The sequence below is a fragment of the Escherichia sp. Marseille-Q3837 genome (genome assembly GCF_916618735.1).
Taxonomy (GTDB): domain Bacteria; phylum Pseudomonadota; class Gammaproteobacteria; order Enterobacterales; family Enterobacteriaceae; genus Escherichia; species Escherichia ruysiae.
Map to the genome: position 1 here is coordinate 1403692 of NZ_CAKAKC010000001.1, position 20033 is coordinate 1423724.

Below are 20033 nucleotides of genomic sequence, written 5' to 3' on the forward strand. Positions count from 1 at the left end.
AGCCACGTTGGCGTCATTTGGCAGCTTCACACATTACAAACTTCCCGCCTGGCGACGTCTACCCGCAGAAGTTAATGTCCTTCCCGTTTGTTTACCGTTCAGACTTTCCAGACGCATCTGGAAAGGCGGGAATGGCATATCGATACCGTGGGCGTGGAAGCCTGCCAGAATCAGCTGGTGGATCTCATGGCGTAGCGGCATACGGTGACCCATCTCAGCGGCGTAAATACGCAGCTCGAAAATCTGAATCCCCTGTTGCAGATCCACCAGGAAGACTTCCGGTGCCGGATTGTCGATCACCAGCGAGCAGCGACGTGCTGCGGTGAGCAGGATCTCCGTCACTTCTTCACTGTTGGCATCGGCAGGAGCCGGAATCGTCAACACCACGCGTGTGACTGAGTCAGAGAGCGACCAGTTGATAAACTGCTCGGTAATAAATGCCTTGTTCGGCACGATAATCTCTTTACGATCCCAGTCGCTGATGGTGGTGGCGCGGGTGTTAATTTTCGTCACGCTACCAGTGAGATCGCGAATCGTCACCGTATCGCCAATGCGAATCGGTTTTTCGAACAGGATGATCAGGCCAGAGATAAAGTTGGCGAAAATTTCCTGCAAACCAAAACCGAGACCAACACCGAGCGCGGCGACCAGCCACTGCAATTTCGACCACTCAATACCAATCATTGAGAAGCCGACCAGCCCGCCAATCAGCATCAGCAGATATTTGGTGATGGTGGTGATGGCGTAGCCCGTACCCGGCGTTAAATCGAGGTGCTGCAAAATTGCCAGCTCCAGCAGCGCGGGTAGGTTGCGCACAAGCTGCGTGGTGATAATAAATACCAGAATGGCAATCAGCACCGCACCGAGGGTAATCGGTTCCAGACTTTCCACGCCCTGCACTGTTGATGTGACATCCCATAGCGAAATATTTTCGAGGAAGCCAAAAGCAGAATGGATTTCTGACCACAGCACGATGACCGAAAGCAGGGCGATCAGCATCAGGATTGAACGCACCAACCGCAAGGATTGCGCGCTGATAGCATCGAGATCGACTTCGCTTTCATCGACTTCAATTGCCCCTTCCGGGCTACTGTGATGATGCGCTTCTTCTTCGCCACGCGCACGTTGCGCTAACATCTCTGCCCGTCGATGCTTCGCCCGGTCAAACGCCAGCCTGCGGCGCTGGATCAGCATCCAGCGGCGGATAACGTGATAAACCACCAGCAACAGGAACCAGATGGCGACCGACGTTTCCAGCCTTGCCAGCAGAGCTTGCGCCGTTGCCAGATAACCCACCGCAGCGGCGAGAATTGCGACCAGCGGCGCGCCAATCATCATGTTCCACAACATATGGTTGGCAATATTGTCACCGCTACCTTCTTTGTTGAGATACAGCGGGATACCGGCTTTTTTCAGGCTGAGTGTGACTACCGCCAATGCACCGCAAATGAGGATAAAGCAAAGACGGCCCAGCGAACCGGAAAACTCGCGGTCGTCGAGATTATCGAACATCATCAGCGCCATAATCAGCGGCACAATAAGCCCGATGCTCATCAGATAGTAGCGCATCCCACGGGAAACCCGTTCGCGCGGCCAGCCAAAATGAGCGATAAACAAGCCGTTCGGGCGGGCAAAGGTGGCGCAAATCATCACTACCCACAGCAATGGCACGGTGGCCGTAACGCCATCGCCAATCGCCACCGCCAGCGGATAAGGCCACGCCTCGCGCAGCCCGTAGCCGAGCGTCATCCACAGCACTGGCAGCGGTGACGCGACGAGAATCGACCAGAAAAGAGTGCGTAACGTCAGCCAGAAGTGATCCTGAGTCACTTTGCCGACTTTCGCCGCCGAACGTTCAAGAAAACGGGTGAAATAGCGGCGCGAGTAAATACTGCAACCGACCAGAATCAAAGCGCCAAACAGTGGCAAAATCGTCTCTTTGCTGGTCAGCATCATCATGGTGGCTTTACCCAACTGACTGAAGGTGTCCAGCGAGATCAGACGGCGTAGATCCTGGGCGATTTCCAGCGGCCAGGCGATGGTCATCGGGCGCACGTCAGAAGTCCAGAACAGATAGCGGTGCGTCGCTTCATTGACCTCTTTCAGTGCATCTTCCAGTTGTCCGTTGGAGACTTTCAGCTTGGTCAGTTCAAGCAGTAGCGTGTCGCCACCCTGGAGTAAGGAGTTCAGTAACTCACGCTGAGTGCGTAGCTGTGCTTCCAGAATACGGTTTTGCTCGGCGGTCAGCGGCTGACCGTCGGCCTGATGGATTTGCCGTAGCAGCGGCTGTTTATTGAGGAGATCCTCATAACGTAACCGTTGCACGCGCAACTGCGCCATTTCAGTATCCAGTTGCTGCGGTTTGGGCATTTCCGGCAGTCGTGCCACTTGTGCCCGCAGTGCTTCGCCGAGCAGGTTTGACGAACCCAGCCATTGTGATTGTTCGCGTAGCGTATTCAGCGCCTGCCGAACCTGCAACGTCTGGCTGGTAGCCTGACGTTGCTGTGAAGCGACGAGATCCATCCGCTGCGCCTGCTGATTCAACGCCGCCGACAGCTCGCGGTTAATTTTGAATTGAGCGACGATATCTTTCGGCAAATCGGCACTGCTTTCTGCCAGTAATTCGGTGCTTTCCAGCGCCCGTTCCGCTTCCAGTTGGCGTTGGCTATTCAACTGGTTACGCAATGCCTGCAAATACGCATCCAGTTGTTGACTCTCTTTTTCTGCCAGTGCCGAACGCAGACGCGCCAGTTCCTGACGATTATTGGCAGAAAGTTGCGCCAGTTCGAGTTCATCGACCAATGACTTCAAACGCGCGGAGTCGGCCTGCAACGCGAAATTTTGCGCCTGATTAAGCGGACTATTTCCCGTAAGTGTCCCGAGACGACGCTCGATTTCATTCAACTGGCGGCGGGCGTCGGTTTGCTGTTGCGGTAGTTGATTTAGTGAATCCGCAATCTCGCGGGCGCGCTCCTGTTCTTGCTGAGCCTGACGGCTTTTATCCAGCAATTGACTACTGACCTGGAGAATTTCCTGATTCAGCGCGTCGGTAGACATCCCCGGCGACACGCTGCGCGGCTCATCACGCATGTTGTTCAACTGTGCGCGCAGAGTAGCGGAGAGTTTCGGGTAATTATCGATAACTTGCTGATATTGCTTGATGCGCTCAAGGGAGCTTTTTTGCTCCTCAAGCGCATTTAAGGCGGACTGGAGCGCCTCTACGACTTCTGGCTGCGCGGGCTTCGCCGCTTTTGCCTGCTCCAGTTCTTGTGAGATTTGTTTACTATCGGGGGCCGTCGCGGCGTACGCCCCCCAACTGAGGCACCAGGCCATCAGAAAAGTGATAATCAGGCGCACGTCAGCGTTTCCTTTGATGGATTAGACCTGGTCTTTTTTGTCGTCAACCAATGGGCTGGCGTCGTGTTCTGCCTCGATCTCTTCAGCAGGAAGCGGGGCTGGTTCAGCTTCTGGCGTAACAAAGGTTTCGGTAGATACTGCCAGTGGCTGACCAATTTTCGTGACAGACAGGCTTGCCAGTTGCTCAACCAGATTCACTTTACCTGGCGCAAACAAGTTGATAACGGTAGAGCCGAGTTTAAAGCGACCCATTTCCTGGCCTTTCAGCAACGCCACAGAACCGTCGTTTTCCCCGGCAGGCCAGGTCCAGCGTTTGATGATGCCTTCGCGCGGCGGCGTAATGGTGCCAGCCCAGACAGTTTCAATGCTGCCAACAATCGTCGCCCCGACCAGAATCTGCGCCATCGGGCCAAATTCGGTATCGAACAGGCAGATTACGCGTTCGTTACGGGCAAACAGATTTGGCACGTTCTGGGCAGTGAGATGGTTAACGGAGAAGAGATCGCCCGGCACGTAGATCATCTCACGCAGGATACCGTTGCATGGCATATGTACGCGGTGATAGTCACGCGGGGAGAGGTAAGTGGTCACAAACGTACCATTACGGAAGAGATCCGCCATCAGGTAGTTACCCGCCAGCAGGGCTTCGAGGCTGTAGTTGTGGCCTTTCGCTTGCAAGATTTGATCTTCTTCGATTTTACCTAACTGGCTAATAACGCCATCGGCAGGCATGACCAGGACATTGGGATCGGTATCGATTGGGCGCACATCGTCACGCAACGGACGGACAAAAAATTCGTTAAAGGTGCGGTAACTGGCGGTGTCCGGTTTCTGCGCCTCTTTCATGTCGACCTTGTAGTATTTAACGAACAGATCGATAACCAGTTTTGTCAGCCATCCTGCCCGCTTGCTTGCGCCCCAACCCGCCAGGCGAGTAAGCCATAGTTTTGGCAGAATGTACTGTAGCGAAAGTTTAAATGAATTTAACAAGGTAGCCTCCAGGCCATTGTTTTGTCGTTCCTGATCCGGCGTTCATGCCGGATCCTGAAAAAAAGGGGACGATTCTAACGACGGTTAGCTTAATTGTCAGTCATCCGTATCAGAAAAGTTTTTACGCGTTTTTACCTGCGCCATGCTTTCCAGAATACGGTGATAGTTTTCGAAACGAGTTTCCGCGATTTTCCCCTCATCAACCGCTTCACGGATTGCGCAGCCCGGATCGGTATCGTGTTTGCAATCGCGATATTTACACAGGCCTAAGTAATCATGAAATTCGACAAAGCCTTGAGTGATTTGTTCCGGCGCCAGGTGCCAGAGGCCGAATTCACGCACGCCAGGGGAATCAATCACATCGCCTCCGTGCGGGAAGTGATACAGCCGGGCAGCAGTGGTGGTGTGCTGGCCGAGACCGGAGTTATCTGAGACATCGTTGGTCAGGATCTCTTTTTGCAGACCCAGCAGCGCGTTAAGCAGACTCGATTTGCCGACGCCGGACTGTCCGGCAAAAATGCTGATGCGCCCGGTCAACGCCTCTTCCAGCGGTTTCAGCCCATCCTGAGTATGACTGGAAACCATCAATACGCGATAACCGATATTGCGGTAGATATCCATCTGTTCGTTGACGAATGCCATGCCTTCGTCGTCCAGCAGATCTATCTTGTTGAGCACAATAATCGGCTCAATCTGCAAGGTTTCGCAGGCCACCAGGTAACGGTCGATAATATTGAGCGACAGCTCCGGCAAAATGGCGGAGACAATAACAATCTGGTCGATGTTGGCGGCAATAGGTTTCACGCCGTCGTAAAAATCCGGGCGCGTCAACACTGAGGTGCGCTCATGTACTGCTTCCACGATCCCTTTGACATTTACGCCTTCCGCCGCCGGTTTACCCGGACGCCAGACCACGCGATCGCCGGTCACCAGCGAACGGATAGTACGGCGAATATTGCAGCGGTGAACTTCGCCGTCTGCGGATTCCACATCAGCGTGCATACCAAAACGGCTGATGACGATACCTTCATCAGGCTCGCCAAACAGATTGTCGTCGTAGTCGGGCTTCTCCTTAGACGTTTTAAGACGACGCTGGTGATTGGCGTTCACACGGCGCTGTTGGCCTTTGGAGAGTTTATTTTTACTCAATCGTACTGACTCCTGGTCGCCCCTGATGGGCAAAACATCTATGATACACGCAATTGTGGAACAATATAGTCACTGTGAATGGGTGGAAAAATAGCATGAGTGCCAATGAAAACAACCTGATTTGGATCGATCTTGAGATGACCGGTCTGGATCCCGAGCGCGATCGCATTATTGAGATTGCCACGCTGGTGACCGATGCCAACCTGAATATTCTGGCGGAAGGGCCGACCATTGCAGTACACCAGTCTGATGAACAACTGGCGTTGATGGATGACTGGAATGTCCGTACCCATACCGCCAGTGGGCTGGTGGAGCGCGTGAAGGCGAGCACAATGGGCGATCGCGAAGCAGAACTGGCGACGCTCGAGTTCTTAAAAGAGTGGGTGCCTGCGGGGAAATCGCCAATTTGTGGTAACAGCATCGGTCAGGATCGTCGCTTCCTGTTTAAATATATGCCGGAACTGGAAGCCTACTTCCACTACCGTTATCTCGATGTCAGCACCCTGAAAGAGCTGGCGCGCCGCTGGAAGCCGGAAATTCTTGATGGTTTTACCAAGCAGGGGACGCATCAGGCGATGGATGATATCCGTGAATCGGTGGCGGAGCTGGCTTACTACCGCGAGCATTTTATCAAGCTGTAAAACTTTGCCTGGTCACGTAACCGCCGGAATCCACTTGCGGCGGCGTGGGTTTGGCGCTAAATTGAACGTCTTGCTGATAATTTCAGCACTTGAGTTAAAAACTCAAAAAAAATTTTTTAGGGGGGTTGCAGAGGGAAAGATTTCTCGTATAATGCGCCTCCCGTAACGACGCAGAAATGCGAAAATTACGAAAGCAAAATTAAGTAGTACGCGGGAATAGCTCAGTTGGTAGAGCACGACCTTGCCAAGGTCGGGGTCGCGAGTTCGAGTCTCGTTTCCCGCTCCAAAATTTGAAAGTGTTGTAAAGCACAGGCCACCCAAGCGGGAATAGCTCAGTTGGTAGAGCACGACCTTGCCAAGGTCGGGGTCGCGAGTTCGAGTCTCGTTTCCCGCTCCAAAATTTGAAAGTGCTGTAAAGCACAGACCACCCAAGCGGGAATAGCTCAGTTGGTAGAGCACGACCTTGCCAAGGTCGGGGTCGCGAGTTCGAGTCTCGTTTCCCGCTCCAAATTCTCCTCTCAATAAACTATCCACAGCGACGCAATGCGTTATTGCTGGTTTTTGTTGTCTCTGACAAACTCTTGTAAACAGAGTTATCCACAGGTTCAGGCTGTAATCTTAATTTCAGAAAAACTTCGCACGGTGAATAGTAAATTATTAACGTGTTGATATTTAAATTGAAAATTAAGGTTTCGATTTGTCGTATTGATCGCTTGACGATTTTTTCCGGCTTGAATTGCAATGCGTTTTTATTTTTATTCACAAGCTGTGGATGAATCAGGCGTCGCGTGGTAAGCCCTTTTCAATCACCCGAACAAGACGCTGTTTTTTCGGTAGTTGAACCTCAACCACGCAGGCATTTCGTCTCTCGATTTGCTGCGCAATCGCCCACGCTATATGCTCATCAAGAAGTGGGTGCTCACCTTTACGACTTTCCAACGCCGTCAGAATCGCTTCATCCCAGGGCGCATTGCCTAATGCCACGGCGATATTACGCAGCCAGCGCAGGTGGCCTATACGGCGAATCGCCGAACCTTCCGTTATTTTTAAAAACTTCTCTTCGTTCCAGGCGAATAACTCAATGAGTTCCGGTGCGTGTAGTGGCTTGCGCGGGTTGAAATCATCTTCAGTTGTCAGTTGCGAATAGCGATTCCACGGGCAGATAAGCTGACAGTCATCGCAGCCGTAAATACGGTTTCCCATTAATGGGCGTAACTCTTCCGGGATTGCCCCTTCCAGTTCGATGGTGAGATAAGAGATACAGCGGCGAGCATCAACGGTATATGGCTCGACAATGGCGCCGGTCGGGCAAATCGTCATACAGGCCGCGCATTTACCGCATCCTTCCTCGACTGGTTGATCTACCGGTAACGGAATATCAACCAGCAGTTCGCCTAAAAAGAAGAACGAGCCGGCTTCGCGATTTAGGATAAGTGAGTGCTTACCTGTCCAGCCAAGTCCCGCTTTTTCAGCCAGCGGGCGCTCAAGAACAGGCGCAGAATCGACAAACGGTCTAAAATTCAGCGAAACACAATGTTGCTGAATCATCTCGCCCAGCTTTTTGAGTCGGTTGCGCAGAAGTTTGTGGTAGTCACGACCCAGCGCATAACGGCTAACATAGCCGAGTTTGGGATTTTTCAGCGTGCTGGCAAATGCGGCGTTGGCAGGCAGGTAGTTCATCCGCACGCTGATCACGCGCAGCGTACCGGGCAATAACTCGTGGGGGCGGGCGCGCAGCATACCGTGACGCGCCATCCAGTCCATTTCGCCGTGGTATTGTTTGTCCAGCCATGCTTGCAGTTTTGGCTCGGACTCGCTGAGATCGGTATCGGTAATACCCACCTGCTGAAAGCCCAGTTCCAGCCCCCACTGTTTAATTTTTTGCGCTAACTGATTGAGATCGAGGGGCTCTGACATGACGGACCATACAATGAAGAAAAACCCCGTAAGTATACCACACACCGTCTGGCACGCCGACGATATCCGACGTGGCGAACGCGAAGCGGCAGATGCGCTGGGGCTAACGCTTTATGAACTGATGCTTCGTGCGGGTGAAGCCGCGTTTCAGGTGTGTCGTACCGCTTATCCTGACGCCCGCCACTGGCTGGTGCTGTGCGGTCATGGCAATAATGGCGGCGATGGCTACGTGGTCGCGCGGCTGGCAAAAGCGGTCGGTATTGAGGTTACGTTACTGGCCCAGGAGAGCGACAAACCGTTACCGGAAGAGGCTGCGCTGGCACGCGAAGCATGGTTAAACGCGGGAGGCGAGATCCATGCCTCGAATATTGTCTGGCCTGCGCCGGTGGATTTGATCGTTGATGCGCTGCTCGGCACCGGATTGCAGCAAGCACCCCGCGAATCTGTTAGCCAATTAATCGACCATGCTAATTCCCATCCGGCGCCGATTGTGGCGGTTGATATCCCTTCCGGCCTGCTGGCAGAAACCGGCGCCACGCCAGGCGCGGTGATCAACGCCGCTCACACCATCACCTTTATTGCCCTTAAACCTGGTTTGTTAACCGGCAAAGCACGGGATGTTACCGGGCAACTGCATTTTGACTCGCTGGGACTGGACAGTTGGCTGGCAGGTCAGGAGACGAAAATTCAGCGGTTTTCGGCAGAACAACTTTCTCACTGGCTGAAACCGCGTCGCCCGACTTCGCATAAAGGCGATCACGGGCGGCTGGTGATTATCGGTGGCGATCACGGCACGGCGGGGGCTATTCGTATGACGGGGGAAGCGGCGCTGCGTGCTGGCGCTGGTCTAGTCCGAGTACTGACCCGCAGTGAAAACATTGCGCCGCTGCTGACCGCACGACCGGAATTGATGGTGTACGAGTTGACGGAGAAATCTTTAACTGAAAGCCTGGAATGGGCCGATGTGGTGGTGATTGGCCCTGGTCTGGGCCAGCAAGAGTGGGGGAAAAAAGCCCTGCAAAAAGTTGAGAGTTTTCGCAAACCGATGTTGTGGGATGCTGATGCATTGAACCTGCTGGCAATCAATCCCGATAAGCGTCACAATCGCGTGATCACGCCGCATCCTGGCGAGGCCGCACGGTTGTTGGGCTGTTCCGTTGCAGAAATTGAAAGTGACCGCTTACATTGCGCCCAACGTCTGGTACAACGTTATGGCGGCGTAGCGGTGCTGAAAGGTGCCGGAACCGTGGTCGCCGCCCATCCTGACGCTTTAGGCATTATTGATGCCGGAAATGCAGGGATGGCCAGCGGCGGCATGGGTGATGTGCTCTCTGGTATTATTGGCGCATTGCTTGGGCAAAAACTGTCGCCGTATGATGCAGCCTGTGCTGGCTGTATCGCACACGGTGCGGCGGCTGACGTGCTGGCGGCGCGTTTTGGTACGCGCGGGATGCTGGCAACCGATCTCTTTTCCACGCTACAGCGTATTGTTAACCCGGAAGTGACTGATAAAAACCATGATGAATCGAGTAATTCCGCTCCCTGATGAGCAGGCAACATTAGACCTGGGCGAGCGGGTAGCGAAAGCTTGCGATGGCGCAACCGTAATCTATCTGTATGGCGATTTAGGCGCAGGTAAAACCACCTTTAGCCGGGGCTTTTTACAGGCTCTGGGTCATCAGGGTAATGTCAAAAGCCCCACTTATACCCTGGTCGAACCCTATACGCTCGACAACTTAATGGTTTATCACTTTGATTTGTACCGCCTTGCTGATCCCGAGGAGCTGGAGTTTATGGGGATCCGCGATTATTTTGCCAACGATGCCATCTGCCTGGTGGAGTGGCCACAACAAGGTACAGGTGTTCTTCCTGACCCGGATGTCGAAATACACATTGATTATCAGGCACAAGGCCGTGAGGCGCGCGTGAGTGCGGTCTCCTCTGCGGGTGAATTGTTGCTGGCGCGTTTAGCCGGTTAACCTTTGAAGGTGGCGGGATGATGTATCGCATCAGAAATTGGTTGGTAGCGACGTTGGTGCTGCTGTGCGCGCAGGCTGGCGCCGCTACGCTCTCTGATATTCAGGTTTCTAATGGCAATCAACAGGCGCGGATTACGTTAAGTTTTATTGGCGATCCTGACTATGCTTTTAGCCATCAAAGCAAACGCACCGTGGCGCTCGATATCAAACAAACGGGCGTGATTCAGGGGCTGCCGTTGTTGTTCAGCGGTAATAATCTGGTGAAGGCGATTCGCTCTGGAACGCCTAAAGATGCACAAACGCTGCGGCTGGTGGTCGATCTCACCGAAAACGGTAAAACCGAAGCGGTGAAGCGGCAGAATGGCAGCAATTACACCGTCGTCTTTACGATTAATGCCGATGCGCCACCACCGCCTCCGCCGCCGCCTGTGGTTGCTAAACGTGTTGAAACGCCTGCGGTTGTCGCACCGCGCGTCAGCGAACCGGCGCGTAATCCGTTTAAAACCGAGAGCAACCGGGCTACGGGTGTCATCAGTAGCAATACGGTGACGCGTCCGGCAGCGCGCGCGACGGCTAACACTGGCGAAAAAATTGTCATCGCCATTGATGCCGGACACGGTGGTCAGGATCCTGGCGCTATCGGCCCCGGTGGTACGCGGGAGAAAAATGTCACCATCGCCATCGCGCGTAAATTACGTACCTTGCTCAATGACGATCCGATGTTTAAGGGCGTTTTAACCCGTGACGGGGATTACTTTATCTCGGTGATGGGGCGCAGCGATGTGGCACGTAAGCAAAACGCCAATTTCCTTGTGTCGATTCACGCTGATGCCGCACCGAACCGCAGTGCTACCGGCGCTTCCGTGTGGGTGCTCTCTAACCGTCGCGCAAACAGTGAAATGGCAAGCTGGCTGGAACAGCACGAGAAACAGTCGGAGCTGCTGGGCGGGGCAGGCGATGTGCTGGCGAACAGTCAGTCTGACCCGTATTTAAGCCAGGCGGTGCTGGATTTACAGTTCGGTCATTCCCAGCGGGTAGGGTATGATGTGGCGACCAGTATGATCGGTCAGTTGCAACGCATTGGCGAAATTCATAAACGTCGACCAGAACACGCCAGCCTTGGCGTTCTGCGTTCGCCGGATATCCCGTCAGTACTGGTCGAAACCGGTTTTATCAGCAACAACAGCGAAGAACGTTTGCTGGCGAGTGACGATTACCAACAACAGCTGGCAGAAGCCATTTACAAAGGCCTGCGCAATTACTTCCTTGCGCATCCGATGCAATCTGCGCCGCAGGGCGCAACGGCACAAACTGCCAGTACGGTGACGACACCAGATCGCACGCTGCCAAACTAAGGATAATTGATGCCAATTCAGGTCTTACCGCCACAACTGGCGAACCAGATTGCCGCAGGTGAGGTGGTCGAGCGACCTGCGTCGGTAGTCAAAGAACTGGTAGAAAACAGCCTCGATGCGGGTGCGACGCGCATCGATATTGATATCGAACGCGGTGGGGCGAAACTTATCCGCATTCGTGATAACGGCTGCGGTATCAAAAAAGATGAGCTGGCGCTGGCGCTGGCTCGTCATGCTACCAGTAAAATTGCCTCTCTGGACGATCTCGAAGCTATTATCAGCCTGGGTTTTCGCGGTGAGGCGCTGGCGAGTATCAGTTCGGTTTCCCGCCTGACGCTCACTTCGCGCACTGCGGAACAGCAGGAAGCCTGGCAGGCTTATGCCGAAGGGCGTGATATGGACGTGACGGTTAAACCAGCGGCGCATCCGGTGGGAACAACGCTGGAGGTGCTGGATCTGTTCTACAACACTCCGGCGCGGCGCAAATTCCTGCGCACCGAGAAAACCGAATTTAACCATATCGATGAAATCATCCGCCGCATTGCGCTGGCGCGTTTCGACGTCACTATCAACTTGTCGCATAACGGCAAAATTGTGCGCCAGTACCGCGCAGTGCCGGAAGGCGGGCAAAAAGAACGCCGTTTAGGGGCGATTTGTGGCACCGCTTTTCTCGAACATGCGCTGGCGATTGAATGGCAGCACGGCGATCTCACGCTGCGCGGCTGGGTGGCTGATCCGAATCACACCACGCCTGCACTGGCGGAAATTCAGTATTGCTACGTGAATGGGCGCATGATGCGCGATCGCCTGATCAATCATGCGATCCGCCAGGCCTGCGAAGACAAACTGGGCGCCGATCAGCAACCGGCGTTTGTGCTGTATCTGGAGATCGACCCGCATCAGGTGGACGTCAACGTGCACCCCGCCAAACACGAAGTGCGTTTCCATCAGTCGCGTCTGGTGCATGACTTTATCTATCAGGGCGTGCTGAGCGTGCTACAACAGCAACTGGAAACGCCGCTGCCGCTGGATGATGAACCACAACCTGCATCGCGCGCCATCCCGGAAAACCGCGTAGCCGCAGGGCGTAATCATTTTGCAGAACCGGCAGTTCGTGAACCGGTAGCTCCACGCTACACTCCTGCGCCAGCATCAGGCAGTCGCCAGTCTGCTCCCTGGCCGAACGCGCAACCGGGCTACCAGAAACAGCAAGGCGAAGTGTATCGCCAGCTTTTGCAAACGCCTGCGCCGATGCTCAAACCAAAAGCGCCAGAACCGCAGGAACTTACGCTGGCATCGAATGGTCAAAGCTTTGGTCGGGTGTTGACTATCGTCAATTCCGACTGTGCGCTGCTGGAGCGTGACGGCAACATTTCACTTTTAGCCCTGGCGGTAGCGGAACGTTGGTTGCGTCAGATGCAACTGACGCCGGGTGAGGTGCCGGTTTGTGCCCAGCCGTTGCTTATTCCGTTGCGGCTAAAAGTCTCTGGCGAAGAAAAATCGGCATTAGAAAAAGCGCAGTCCGCTCTGGCGGAGTTAGGCATTGAATTTCAGTCTGATGCGCAGCATGTGACCATCAGAGCCGTGCCTTTACCCTTACGCCAACAAAATTTACAAATCTTGATTCCTGAACTGATAGGCTACTTGGCGAAGCAGTCCGTATTCGAACCTGGCAATATTGCGCAGTGGATTGCACGAAATCTGATGAGCGAACATGCACAGTGGTCAATGGCTCAGGCCATTACCCTGCTGGCGGATGTAGAACGGTTATGTCCGCAGCTTGTGAAAACGCCGCCGGGTGGTCTGTTACAATCTGTTGATTTACATCCGGCGATAAAAGCCCTGAAAGATGAGTGATATCAGTAAGGCGAGCCTGCCTAAGGCAATTTTTTTGATGGGGCCGACGGCCTCCGGTAAAACGGCGTTAGCCATTGAGCTGCGTAAAATTTTACCAGTAGAGTTGATAAGCGTTGATTCTGCCCTTATTTACAAAGGGATGGATATCGGGACGGCGAAGCCGAACGCTGAAGAGTTACTCGCCGCGCCGCACCGATTGCTGGATATTCGCGATCCGTCGCAGGCTTATTCGGCTGCTGATTTTCGTCGCGATGCGCTGGCGGAAATGGCCGATATCACGGCGGCGGGGCGAATCCCGCTGTTAGTGGGCGGTACTATGTTGTATTTCAAGGCGTTACTGGAGGGATTGTCGCCGCTACCGTCGGCGAACCCCGAAGTACGAGCCAGAATTGAGCAACAAGCGGCAGAGCAAGGTTGGGAGTCATTGCATCGTCAACTTCAGGAGATCGATCCTGTTGCGGCAGCAAGGATTCATCCAAATGATCCACAAAGGCTTTCCCGGGCACTGGAAGTTTTTTTCATTTCGGGTAAAACTTTAACGGAACTGACGCAAACGTCAGGAGACGCTCTACCGTATCAGGTGCATCAGTTCGCCATCGCCCCGGCGAGCCGTGAACTGCTCCATCAACGAATTGAGCAGCGTTTTCATCAGATGTTGGCTTCAGGTTTTGAAGCAGAAGTCCGGGCGCTTTTTGCCCGAGGAGATTTGCATACGGATTTGCCTTCCATTCGTTGCGTGGGTTATCGCCAGATGTGGTCTTACCTTGAAGGCGAAATCTCATACGATGAAATGGTTTATCGAGGTGTTTGCGCCACGAGACAGTTGGCGAAGCGGCAGATAACCTGGCTGCGTGGTTGGGAAGGGGTTCACTGGCTTGACAGTGAAAAACCAGAACAGGCGCGTGACGAAGTATTACAGGTTGTTGGTGCTATCGCAGGCTGAATGTGTACAATTGAGACGTATCGTGCGCAATTTTTTCAGAATCGAAAGGTTCAAAGTACAAATAAGCATATAAGGAAAAGAGAGAATGGCTAAGGGGCAATCTTTACAAGATCCGTTCCTGAACGCACTGCGTCGGGAACGTGTTCCAGTTTCTATTTATTTGGTGAATGGTATTAAGCTGCAAGGACAAATCGAGTCTTTTGATCAGTTCGTGATCCTGTTGAAAAACACGGTCAGCCAGATGGTTTATAAGCACGCGATTTCTACTGTTGTCCCGTCTCGCCCGGTTTCTCATCACAGTAACAACGCCGGTGGCGGTACTAGCAGTAACTATCATCATGGTAGCAGCGCGCAGAATACTTCCGCGCAACAGGACAGCGAAGAAACCGAATAAGGTTTCGGGCTGTTTTTTTTACACGGGGAGCCAGCGATCCTGCGTTCCCCGCTGATCTATTTAGAGGGTTTTACGCTTGTTTGACCGTTATGATGCTGGTGAGCAGGCGGTGCTGGTACACATCTATTTTACGCAAGACAAAGATATGGAAGACCTCCAGGAGTTTGAATCTCTGGTTTCTTCCGCCGGTGTCGAAGCATTGCAGGTGATTACCGGTAGCCGTAAAGCGCCGCACCCAAAGTATTTTGTAGGTGAAGGTAAAGCAGTTGAAATTGCGGAAGCTGTCAAAGCGACGGGTGCTTCGGTCGTTCTTTTTGACCATGCCCTGAGCCCAGCGCAAGAGCGTAACCTGGAGCGTTTGTGCGAGTGTCGTGTCATCGATCGCACCGGCCTTATTTTAGATATTTTCGCCCAACGTGCGCGTACCCATGAGGGTAAGTTGCAGGTTGAGCTGGCGCAGCTGCGCCATCTGGCTACGCGCCTGGTGCGTGGCTGGACCCACCTTGAAAGACAGAAAGGCGGGATTGGTTTGCGTGGTCCGGGTGAAACCCAGCTCGAAACCGACCGTCGTTTGTTGCGTAATCGCATCGTGCAGATACAGTCGCGCCTGGAAAGAGTTGAAAAGCAGCGTGAGCAGGGGCGGCAATCGCGTATCAAAGCCGACGTTCCTACTGTTTCGCTGGTGGGATATACCAACGCCGGTAAATCTACCCTTTTCAATCGCATCACCGAAGCGCGGGTCTACGCGGCAGACCAGTTGTTTGCCACCCTCGATCCGACGTTGCGGCGTATTGACGTCGCGGATGTCGGTGAAACCGTGCTGGCAGATACCGTAGGGTTTATTCGCCACTTGCCGCACGATCTGGTGGCGGCGTTTAAAGCCACGTTACAAGAGACGCGGCAAGCCACATTGCTGCTGCACGTCATTGATGCGGCAGATGTGCGTGTACAAGAAAACATCGAAGCGGTGAATACGGTTCTTGAAGAGATTGATGCTCACGAGATCCCAACCCTGCTGGTGATGAACAAGATCGATATGCTGGAAGATTTCGAACCGCGTATTGATCGGGACGAAGAGAACAAACCGATCCGTGTCTGGCTTTCTGCGCAGACCGGAGCGGGGATACCACAGCTTTTTCAGGCTTTGACGGAGCGGCTTTCCGGTGAGGTGGCGCAGCATACATTGCGTCTGCCGCCGCAGGAAGGGCGTCTGAGAAGTCGTTTTTATCAGCTTCAGGCAATAGAAAAAGAGTGGATGGAGGAGGACGGCAGTGTAAGTCTGCAAGTTCGTATGCCGATCGTTGACTGGCGTCGCCTCTGTAAACAAGAACCGGCGTTGATCGATTACCTGATCTAACCGGCAAAGCGTCTGAAGCGTGGAGTCATATCCTCTGGCGTCGAAAGACAACAGGGATCACCGCATAACAAATATGGAGCACAAACATGGCGTGGAATCAGCCCGGTAATAACGGACAAGACCGCGACCCGTGGGGAAGCAGCAAACCTGGCGGCAACTCTGAGGGAAATGGAAACAAAGGCGGTCGCGATCAAGGGCCACCTGATTTAGATGATATCTTCCGCAAACTGAGCAAAAAGCTCGGTGGTCTGGGCGGCGGTAAAGGCACTGGATCTGGCGGTGGCAGTTCATCGCAAGGCCCGCGCCCGCAGCTTGGCGGTCGTGTCGTTACCATCGCAGCGGCAGCGATTGTCATTATCTGGGCGGCCAGTGGTTTCTACACCATTAAAGAAGCCGAACGCGGCGTGGTAACACGCTTTGGTAAATTCAGCCATCTGGTTGAACCTGGTCTGAACTGGAAACCGACGTTTATCGACGAAGTTAAACCGGTGAACGTGGAAGCCGTGCGTGAACTGGCTGCTTCCGGTGTGATGCTGACGTCGGACGAAAACGTGGTACGCGTTGAGATGAACGTGCAGTACCGCGTCACCAATCCGGAAAAATACCTGTATAGCGTAACCAGCCCGGATGACAGTCTGCGCCAGGCTACCGACAGCGCCCTGCGTGGGGTTATCGGTAAATACACCATGGACCGCATTCTGACGGAAGGTCGTACCGTGATTCGTAGCGATACTCAGCGCGAACTGGAAGAGACGATTCGTCCGTATGACATGGGTATCACTCTGCTGGACGTCAACTTCCAGGCTGCTCGTCCGCCGGAAGAAGTAAAAGCAGCGTTTGACGATGCGATTGCCGCACGTGAAAACGAACAGCAATACATTCGTGAAGCAGAAGCGTATACCAACGAAGTTCAGCCGCGTGCGAACGGTCAGGCGCAACGTATCCTCGAAGAGGCGCGTGCGTACAAGGCTCAGACTATCCTGGAAGCCCAGGGTGAAGTCGCGCGCTTTGCTAAACTTCTGCCGGAATATAAAGCTGCGCCGGAAATTACTCGCGAGCGTCTGTATATCGAGACGATGGAAAAAGTGTTGGGCAACACCCGCAAAGTGCTGGTTAACGATAAAGGTGGCAACCTGATGGTTCTGCCGTTAGACCAGATGCTGAAAGGGGGTAACGCGCCAGCGGCGAAGAGCGACAACGGCGCCAGCAATCTGCTGCGTCTGCCGCCAGCCTCTTCCTCCACGACCAGTGGGGCAAGCAACACGTCGTCCACTAGTCAGGGCGATATTATGGACCAACGCCGCGCCAACGCGCAGCGTAACGACTACCAGCGTCAGGGGGAATAACGATGCGTAAGTCAGTTATCGCGATTATCATCATCGTGCTGGTAGTGCTTTACATGTCTGTCTTTGTCGTCAAAGAAGGTGAGCGCGGTATTACGCTGCGTTTTGGTAAGGTACTGCGTGACGATGACAACAAACCTCTGGTTTATGAGCCGGGTCTGCATTTCAAGATACCGTTCATTGAAACGGTGAAAATGCTCGATGCGCGTATTCAGACCATGGACAACCAGGCCGACCGCTTTGTGACCAAAGAGAAGAAAGACCTGATCGTCGACTCTTACATCAAATGGCGCATCAGCGATTTCAGCCGTTACTACCTGGCAACGGGTGGTGGCGACATTTCGCAAGCGGAAGTGCTATTGAAACGTAAGTTCTCTGACCGTCTGCGTTCTGAAATTGGTCGCCTGGACGTGAAAGACATTGTCACCGACTCCCGTGGTCGTCTGACTCTGGAAGTGCGTGACGCGCTGAACTCCGGTTCTGCGGGTACTGAAGATGAAGTCACTACCCCAGCAGCGGATAACGCCATTGCCGAAGCGGCAGAGCGTGTAACGGCTGAGACGAAGGGCAAAGTTCCGGTCATCAACCCGAACAGTATGGCGGCGCTGGGTATTGAAGTTGTCGATGTGCGTATTAAGCAGATCAACCTGCCGACCGAAGTGTCTGAGGCGATCTACAACCGTATGCGCGCCGAGCGTGAAGCGGTAGCGCGTCGCCATCGTTCACAAGGTCAGGAAGAAGCGGAAAAATTGCGCGCAACTGCCGACTATGAAGTGACAAGAACGCTGGCAGAAGCAGAGCGTCAGGGTCGCATCATGCGCGGTGAAGGTGACGCAGAAGCTGCCAAATTGTTTGCTGATGCATTCAGCAAAGATCCGGACTTCTACGCATTCATCCGTAGCCTGCGTGCTTATGAGAACAGCTTCTCTGGCAATCAGGACGTGATGGTCATGAGCCCGGACAGCGATTTCTTCCGCTACATGAAGACGCCGACTTCCGCAACGCGTTAAGATAACGACTGCGGTACAGGTCAATAAAGCCACCGCATCCTCAGGGATGTCGGTGGTTTTCTTTTTCTATAAGGACAATGAATGAATTCGACAATCTGGCTGGCGCTTGCTCTGGTTTTGGTGCTGGAAGGTTTAGGACCGATGCTTTACCCGCAGGCGTGGAAGAAGATGATCTCTGCGATGACCAATTTACCCGATAATATTTTACGTCGTTTTGGTGGTGGACTTGTGGTTGCGGGCGTTGTGGTCTACTACATGTTGAGGAAAACGATTGGCTGAACAAAAAATAGACTGATTAAGGTCATTTTTGGATGCAAAAAGTGCTGTAACTCTGAAAAAGCGATGGTAGAATCCATTTTTAAGCAAACGGTGATTTTGAAAAATGGGTAACAACGTCGTCGTACTGGGCACCCAATGGGGTGACGAAGGTAAAGGTAAGATCGTCGATCTTCTGACTGAACGGGCTAAATATGTTGTACGCTACCAGGGCGGTCACAACGCAGGCCATACTCTCGTAATCAACGGTGAAAAAACCGTTCTCCATCTTATTCCATCAGGTATTCTCCGCGAGAATGTAACCAGCATCATCGGTAACGGTGTTGTGCTGTCTCCGGCCGCGCTGATGAAAGAGATGAAAGAACTGGAAGACCGTGGCATCCCCGTTCGTGAGCGTCTGCTGCTGTCTGAAGCATGTCCGCTGATCCTTGATTATCACGTTGCGCTGGATAACGCGCGTGAGAAAGCGCGTGGCGCGAAAGCGATCGGCACCACCGGTCGTGGTATCGGGCCTGCTTATGAAGATAAAGTAGCACGTCGCGGTCTGCGTGTTGGCGACCTTTTCGACAAAGAAACCTTCGCTGAAAAACTGAAAGAAGTGATGGAATATCACAACTTCCAGTTGGTTAACTACTACAAAGTTGAAGCGGTTGATTACCAGAAAGTTCTGGATGATACGATGGCTGTTGCCGACATCCTGACTTCTATGGTGGTTGACGTTTCTGACCTGCTCGACCAGGCGCGTCAGCGTGGCGATTTCGTCATGTTCGAAGGTGCGCAGGGTACGCTGCTGGATATCGACCACGGTACTTATCCGTACGTAACTTCTTCCAACACCACTGCTGGTGGCGTGGCGACCGGTTCCGGCCTGGGCCCGCGTTATGTTGATTACGTTCTGGGTATCCTCAAAGCTTACTCCACTCGTGTAGGTGCAGGTCCGTTCCCGACCGAACTGTTTGATGAAACTGGCGAGTTCCTCTGCAAGCAGGGTAACGAATTCGGCGCAACTACGGGTCGTCGTCGTCGTACCGGCTGGCTGGACACCGTTGCCGTTCGTCGTGCGGTACAACTGAACTCCCTGTCTGGCTTCTGCCTGACTAAACTGGACGTTCTGGATGGCCTGAAAGAGGTGAAACTCTGCGTGGCTTACCGTATGCCGGATGGTCGTGAAGTGACTACCACTCCGCTGGCAGCTGACGACTGGAAAGGTGTAGAGCCGATTTACGAAACCATGCCGGGCTGGTCTGAATCCACCTTTGGCGTGAAAGATCGTAGCGGCCTGCCGCAGGCGGCGCTGAACTACATCAAGCGCATTGAAGAGCTGACCGGTGTGCCGATCGATATCATCTCTACCGGTCCGGATCGTACTGAAACCATGATTCTGCGCGACCCGTTCGACGCGTAATCCTGGTACGCCTGGCAGATATTTTGCCTGCCGGGCTAACAGTGTGATACATTGCTGTGT

Annotated in this window: 17 protein-coding genes and 3 tRNA genes; 16 read left to right on the forward strand and 4 right to left on the reverse strand. The window is 53.5% G+C overall.

Annotated features, from left to right (window positions below; genetic code table 11):
* Positions 1–33 precede the first annotated feature (33 nt).
* The 3 genes from mscM to rsgA all read right to left on the reverse strand — a co-directional run bounded on the left by mscM (position 34) and on the right by rsgA (position 5496).
* Positions 34–3357 (reverse strand): miniconductance mechanosensitive channel MscM, encoded by a 3324-nt coding sequence (gene mscM / locus LG381_RS06545; RefSeq protein ID WP_001236786.1) that lies wholly within the window; start codon positions 3355–3357, stop codon positions 34–36.
* Between the two features lie 21 nt (positions 3358–3378).
* Positions 3379–4347, reverse strand: coding sequence for an archaetidylserine decarboxylase (gene asd / locus LG381_RS06550; RefSeq protein ID WP_225762163.1), 969 nt, complete (start codon positions 4345–4347; stop codon positions 3379–3381).
* A 96-nt stretch (positions 4348–4443) separates the two neighbouring features.
* Positions 4444–5496 (reverse strand): small ribosomal subunit biogenesis GTPase RsgA, encoded by a 1053-nt coding sequence (gene rsgA / locus LG381_RS06555; RefSeq protein WP_000041984.1) that lies wholly within the window; start codon positions 5494–5496, stop codon positions 4444–4446.
* Positions 5497–5591: 95 nt separating this feature from the next.
* Here rsgA and orn point away from each other — a divergent pair, with 95 nt between their 5' ends.
* The 5 genes from orn (at position 5592) to LG381_RS06580 (ending at position 6932) form a co-directional block, all read left to right on the forward strand.
* Positions 5592–6137 carry an oligoribonuclease gene (orn, locus tag LG381_RS06560; RefSeq protein ID WP_001275617.1) on the forward strand — a complete coding sequence of 182 codons (546 nt, stop codon included), beginning with the start codon at positions 5592–5594 and terminating at the stop codon, positions 6135–6137.
* A 210-nt stretch (positions 6138–6347) separates the two neighbouring features.
* A tRNA-Gly gene (locus LG381_RS06565) sits at positions 6348–6423 on the forward strand.
* A gap of 35 nt (positions 6424–6458) precedes the next feature.
* Positions 6459–6534: transfer RNA gene (locus LG381_RS06570), tRNA-Gly, on the forward strand.
* A gap of 35 nt (positions 6535–6569) precedes the next feature.
* Positions 6570–6645: transfer RNA gene (locus LG381_RS06575), tRNA-Gly, on the forward strand.
* A gap of 233 nt (positions 6646–6878) precedes the next feature.
* Positions 6879–6932: a hypothetical protein gene (locus tag LG381_RS06580; protein ID WP_105285681.1), complete on the forward strand. Its 54-nt coding sequence runs from the start codon at positions 6879–6881 to the stop codon at positions 6930–6932.
* Here the strand turns inward: LG381_RS06580 and queG are convergent.
* Positions 6915–8054 (reverse strand): tRNA epoxyqueuosine(34) reductase QueG, encoded by a 1140-nt coding sequence (gene queG / locus LG381_RS06585; protein WP_225762164.1) that lies wholly within the window; start codon positions 8052–8054, stop codon positions 6915–6917. The two genes, LG381_RS06580 and queG, sit on opposite strands and share 18 nt — an antisense overlap.
* Between queG and nnr the strand changes: the two genes are divergently transcribed.
* The 11 genes from nnr to purA all read left to right on the forward strand — a co-directional run bounded on the left by nnr (position 8053) and on the right by purA (position 19973).
* Positions 8053–9600 carry a bifunctional ADP-dependent NAD(P)H-hydrate dehydratase/NAD(P)H-hydrate epimerase gene (gene nnr / locus LG381_RS06590; protein ID WP_077629730.1) on the forward strand — a complete coding sequence of 516 codons (1548 nt, stop codon included), beginning with the start codon at positions 8053–8055 and terminating at the stop codon, positions 9598–9600. The genes queG and nnr overlap by 2 nt on opposite strands.
* Positions 9572–10033: a tRNA (adenosine(37)-N6)-threonylcarbamoyltransferase complex ATPase subunit type 1 TsaE gene (gene tsaE / locus LG381_RS06595; protein ID WP_000981977.1), complete on the forward strand. Its 462-nt coding sequence runs from the start codon at positions 9572–9574 to the stop codon at positions 10031–10033. The genes nnr and tsaE overlap by 29 nt, the downstream gene beginning before the upstream one ends.
* Positions 10034–10050: 17 nt before the next feature.
* Positions 10051–11388: an N-acetylmuramoyl-L-alanine amidase AmiB gene (gene amiB / locus LG381_RS06600; RefSeq protein WP_225762165.1), complete on the forward strand. Its 1338-nt coding sequence runs from the start codon at positions 10051–10053 to the stop codon at positions 11386–11388.
* 9 nt (positions 11389–11397) lie between these two features.
* Complete coding sequence (mutL, locus tag LG381_RS06605; protein ID WP_225762166.1) at positions 11398–13245, forward strand: DNA mismatch repair endonuclease MutL; 1848 nt, start codon at positions 11398–11400, stop codon at positions 13243–13245.
* Entirely contained in the window at positions 13238–14188 is a 951-nt protein-coding gene (gene miaA, locus LG381_RS06610) for a tRNA (adenosine(37)-N6)-dimethylallyltransferase MiaA (protein ID WP_001280351.1), read from the forward strand. Before mutL ends, miaA begins: the two co-directional genes overlap by 8 nt.
* Positions 14189–14273: 85 nt before the next feature.
* Positions 14274–14582, forward strand: a complete 309-nt coding sequence (gene hfq / locus LG381_RS06615; protein WP_001051883.1) for an RNA chaperone Hfq — start codon at positions 14274–14276, stop codon at positions 14580–14582.
* A gap of 76 nt (positions 14583–14658) precedes the next feature.
* Positions 14659–15939, forward strand: a complete 1281-nt coding sequence (hflX, locus tag LG381_RS06620) for a ribosome rescue GTPase HflX (RefSeq protein ID WP_000460360.1) — start codon at positions 14659–14661, stop codon at positions 15937–15939.
* Positions 15940–16025: 86 nt separating this feature from the next.
* The gene (hflK, locus tag LG381_RS06625; RefSeq protein ID WP_000312488.1) at positions 16026–17285 is read left to right on the forward strand and encodes an FtsH protease activity modulator HflK; all 1260 of its coding nucleotides are present in this window, start codon (positions 16026–16028) and stop codon (positions 17283–17285) included.
* A gap of 2 nt (positions 17286–17287) precedes the next feature.
* The gene (gene hflC / locus LG381_RS06630; RefSeq protein WP_001232412.1) at positions 17288–18292 is read left to right on the forward strand and encodes a protease modulator HflC; all 1005 of its coding nucleotides are present in this window, start codon (positions 17288–17290) and stop codon (positions 18290–18292) included.
* A gap of 81 nt (positions 18293–18373) precedes the next feature.
* The gene (locus tag LG381_RS06635; protein WP_001089300.1) at positions 18374–18571 is read left to right on the forward strand and encodes a DUF2065 domain-containing protein; all 198 of its coding nucleotides are present in this window, start codon (positions 18374–18376) and stop codon (positions 18569–18571) included.
* Positions 18572–18674: 103 nt separating this feature from the next.
* A complete protein-coding gene (purA, locus tag LG381_RS06640) occupies positions 18675–19973 on the forward strand; it encodes an adenylosuccinate synthase (RefSeq protein WP_000527963.1) in 1299 nt (432 codons plus the stop codon).
* The last annotated feature ends 60 nt before the right edge of the window (positions 19974–20033 follow it).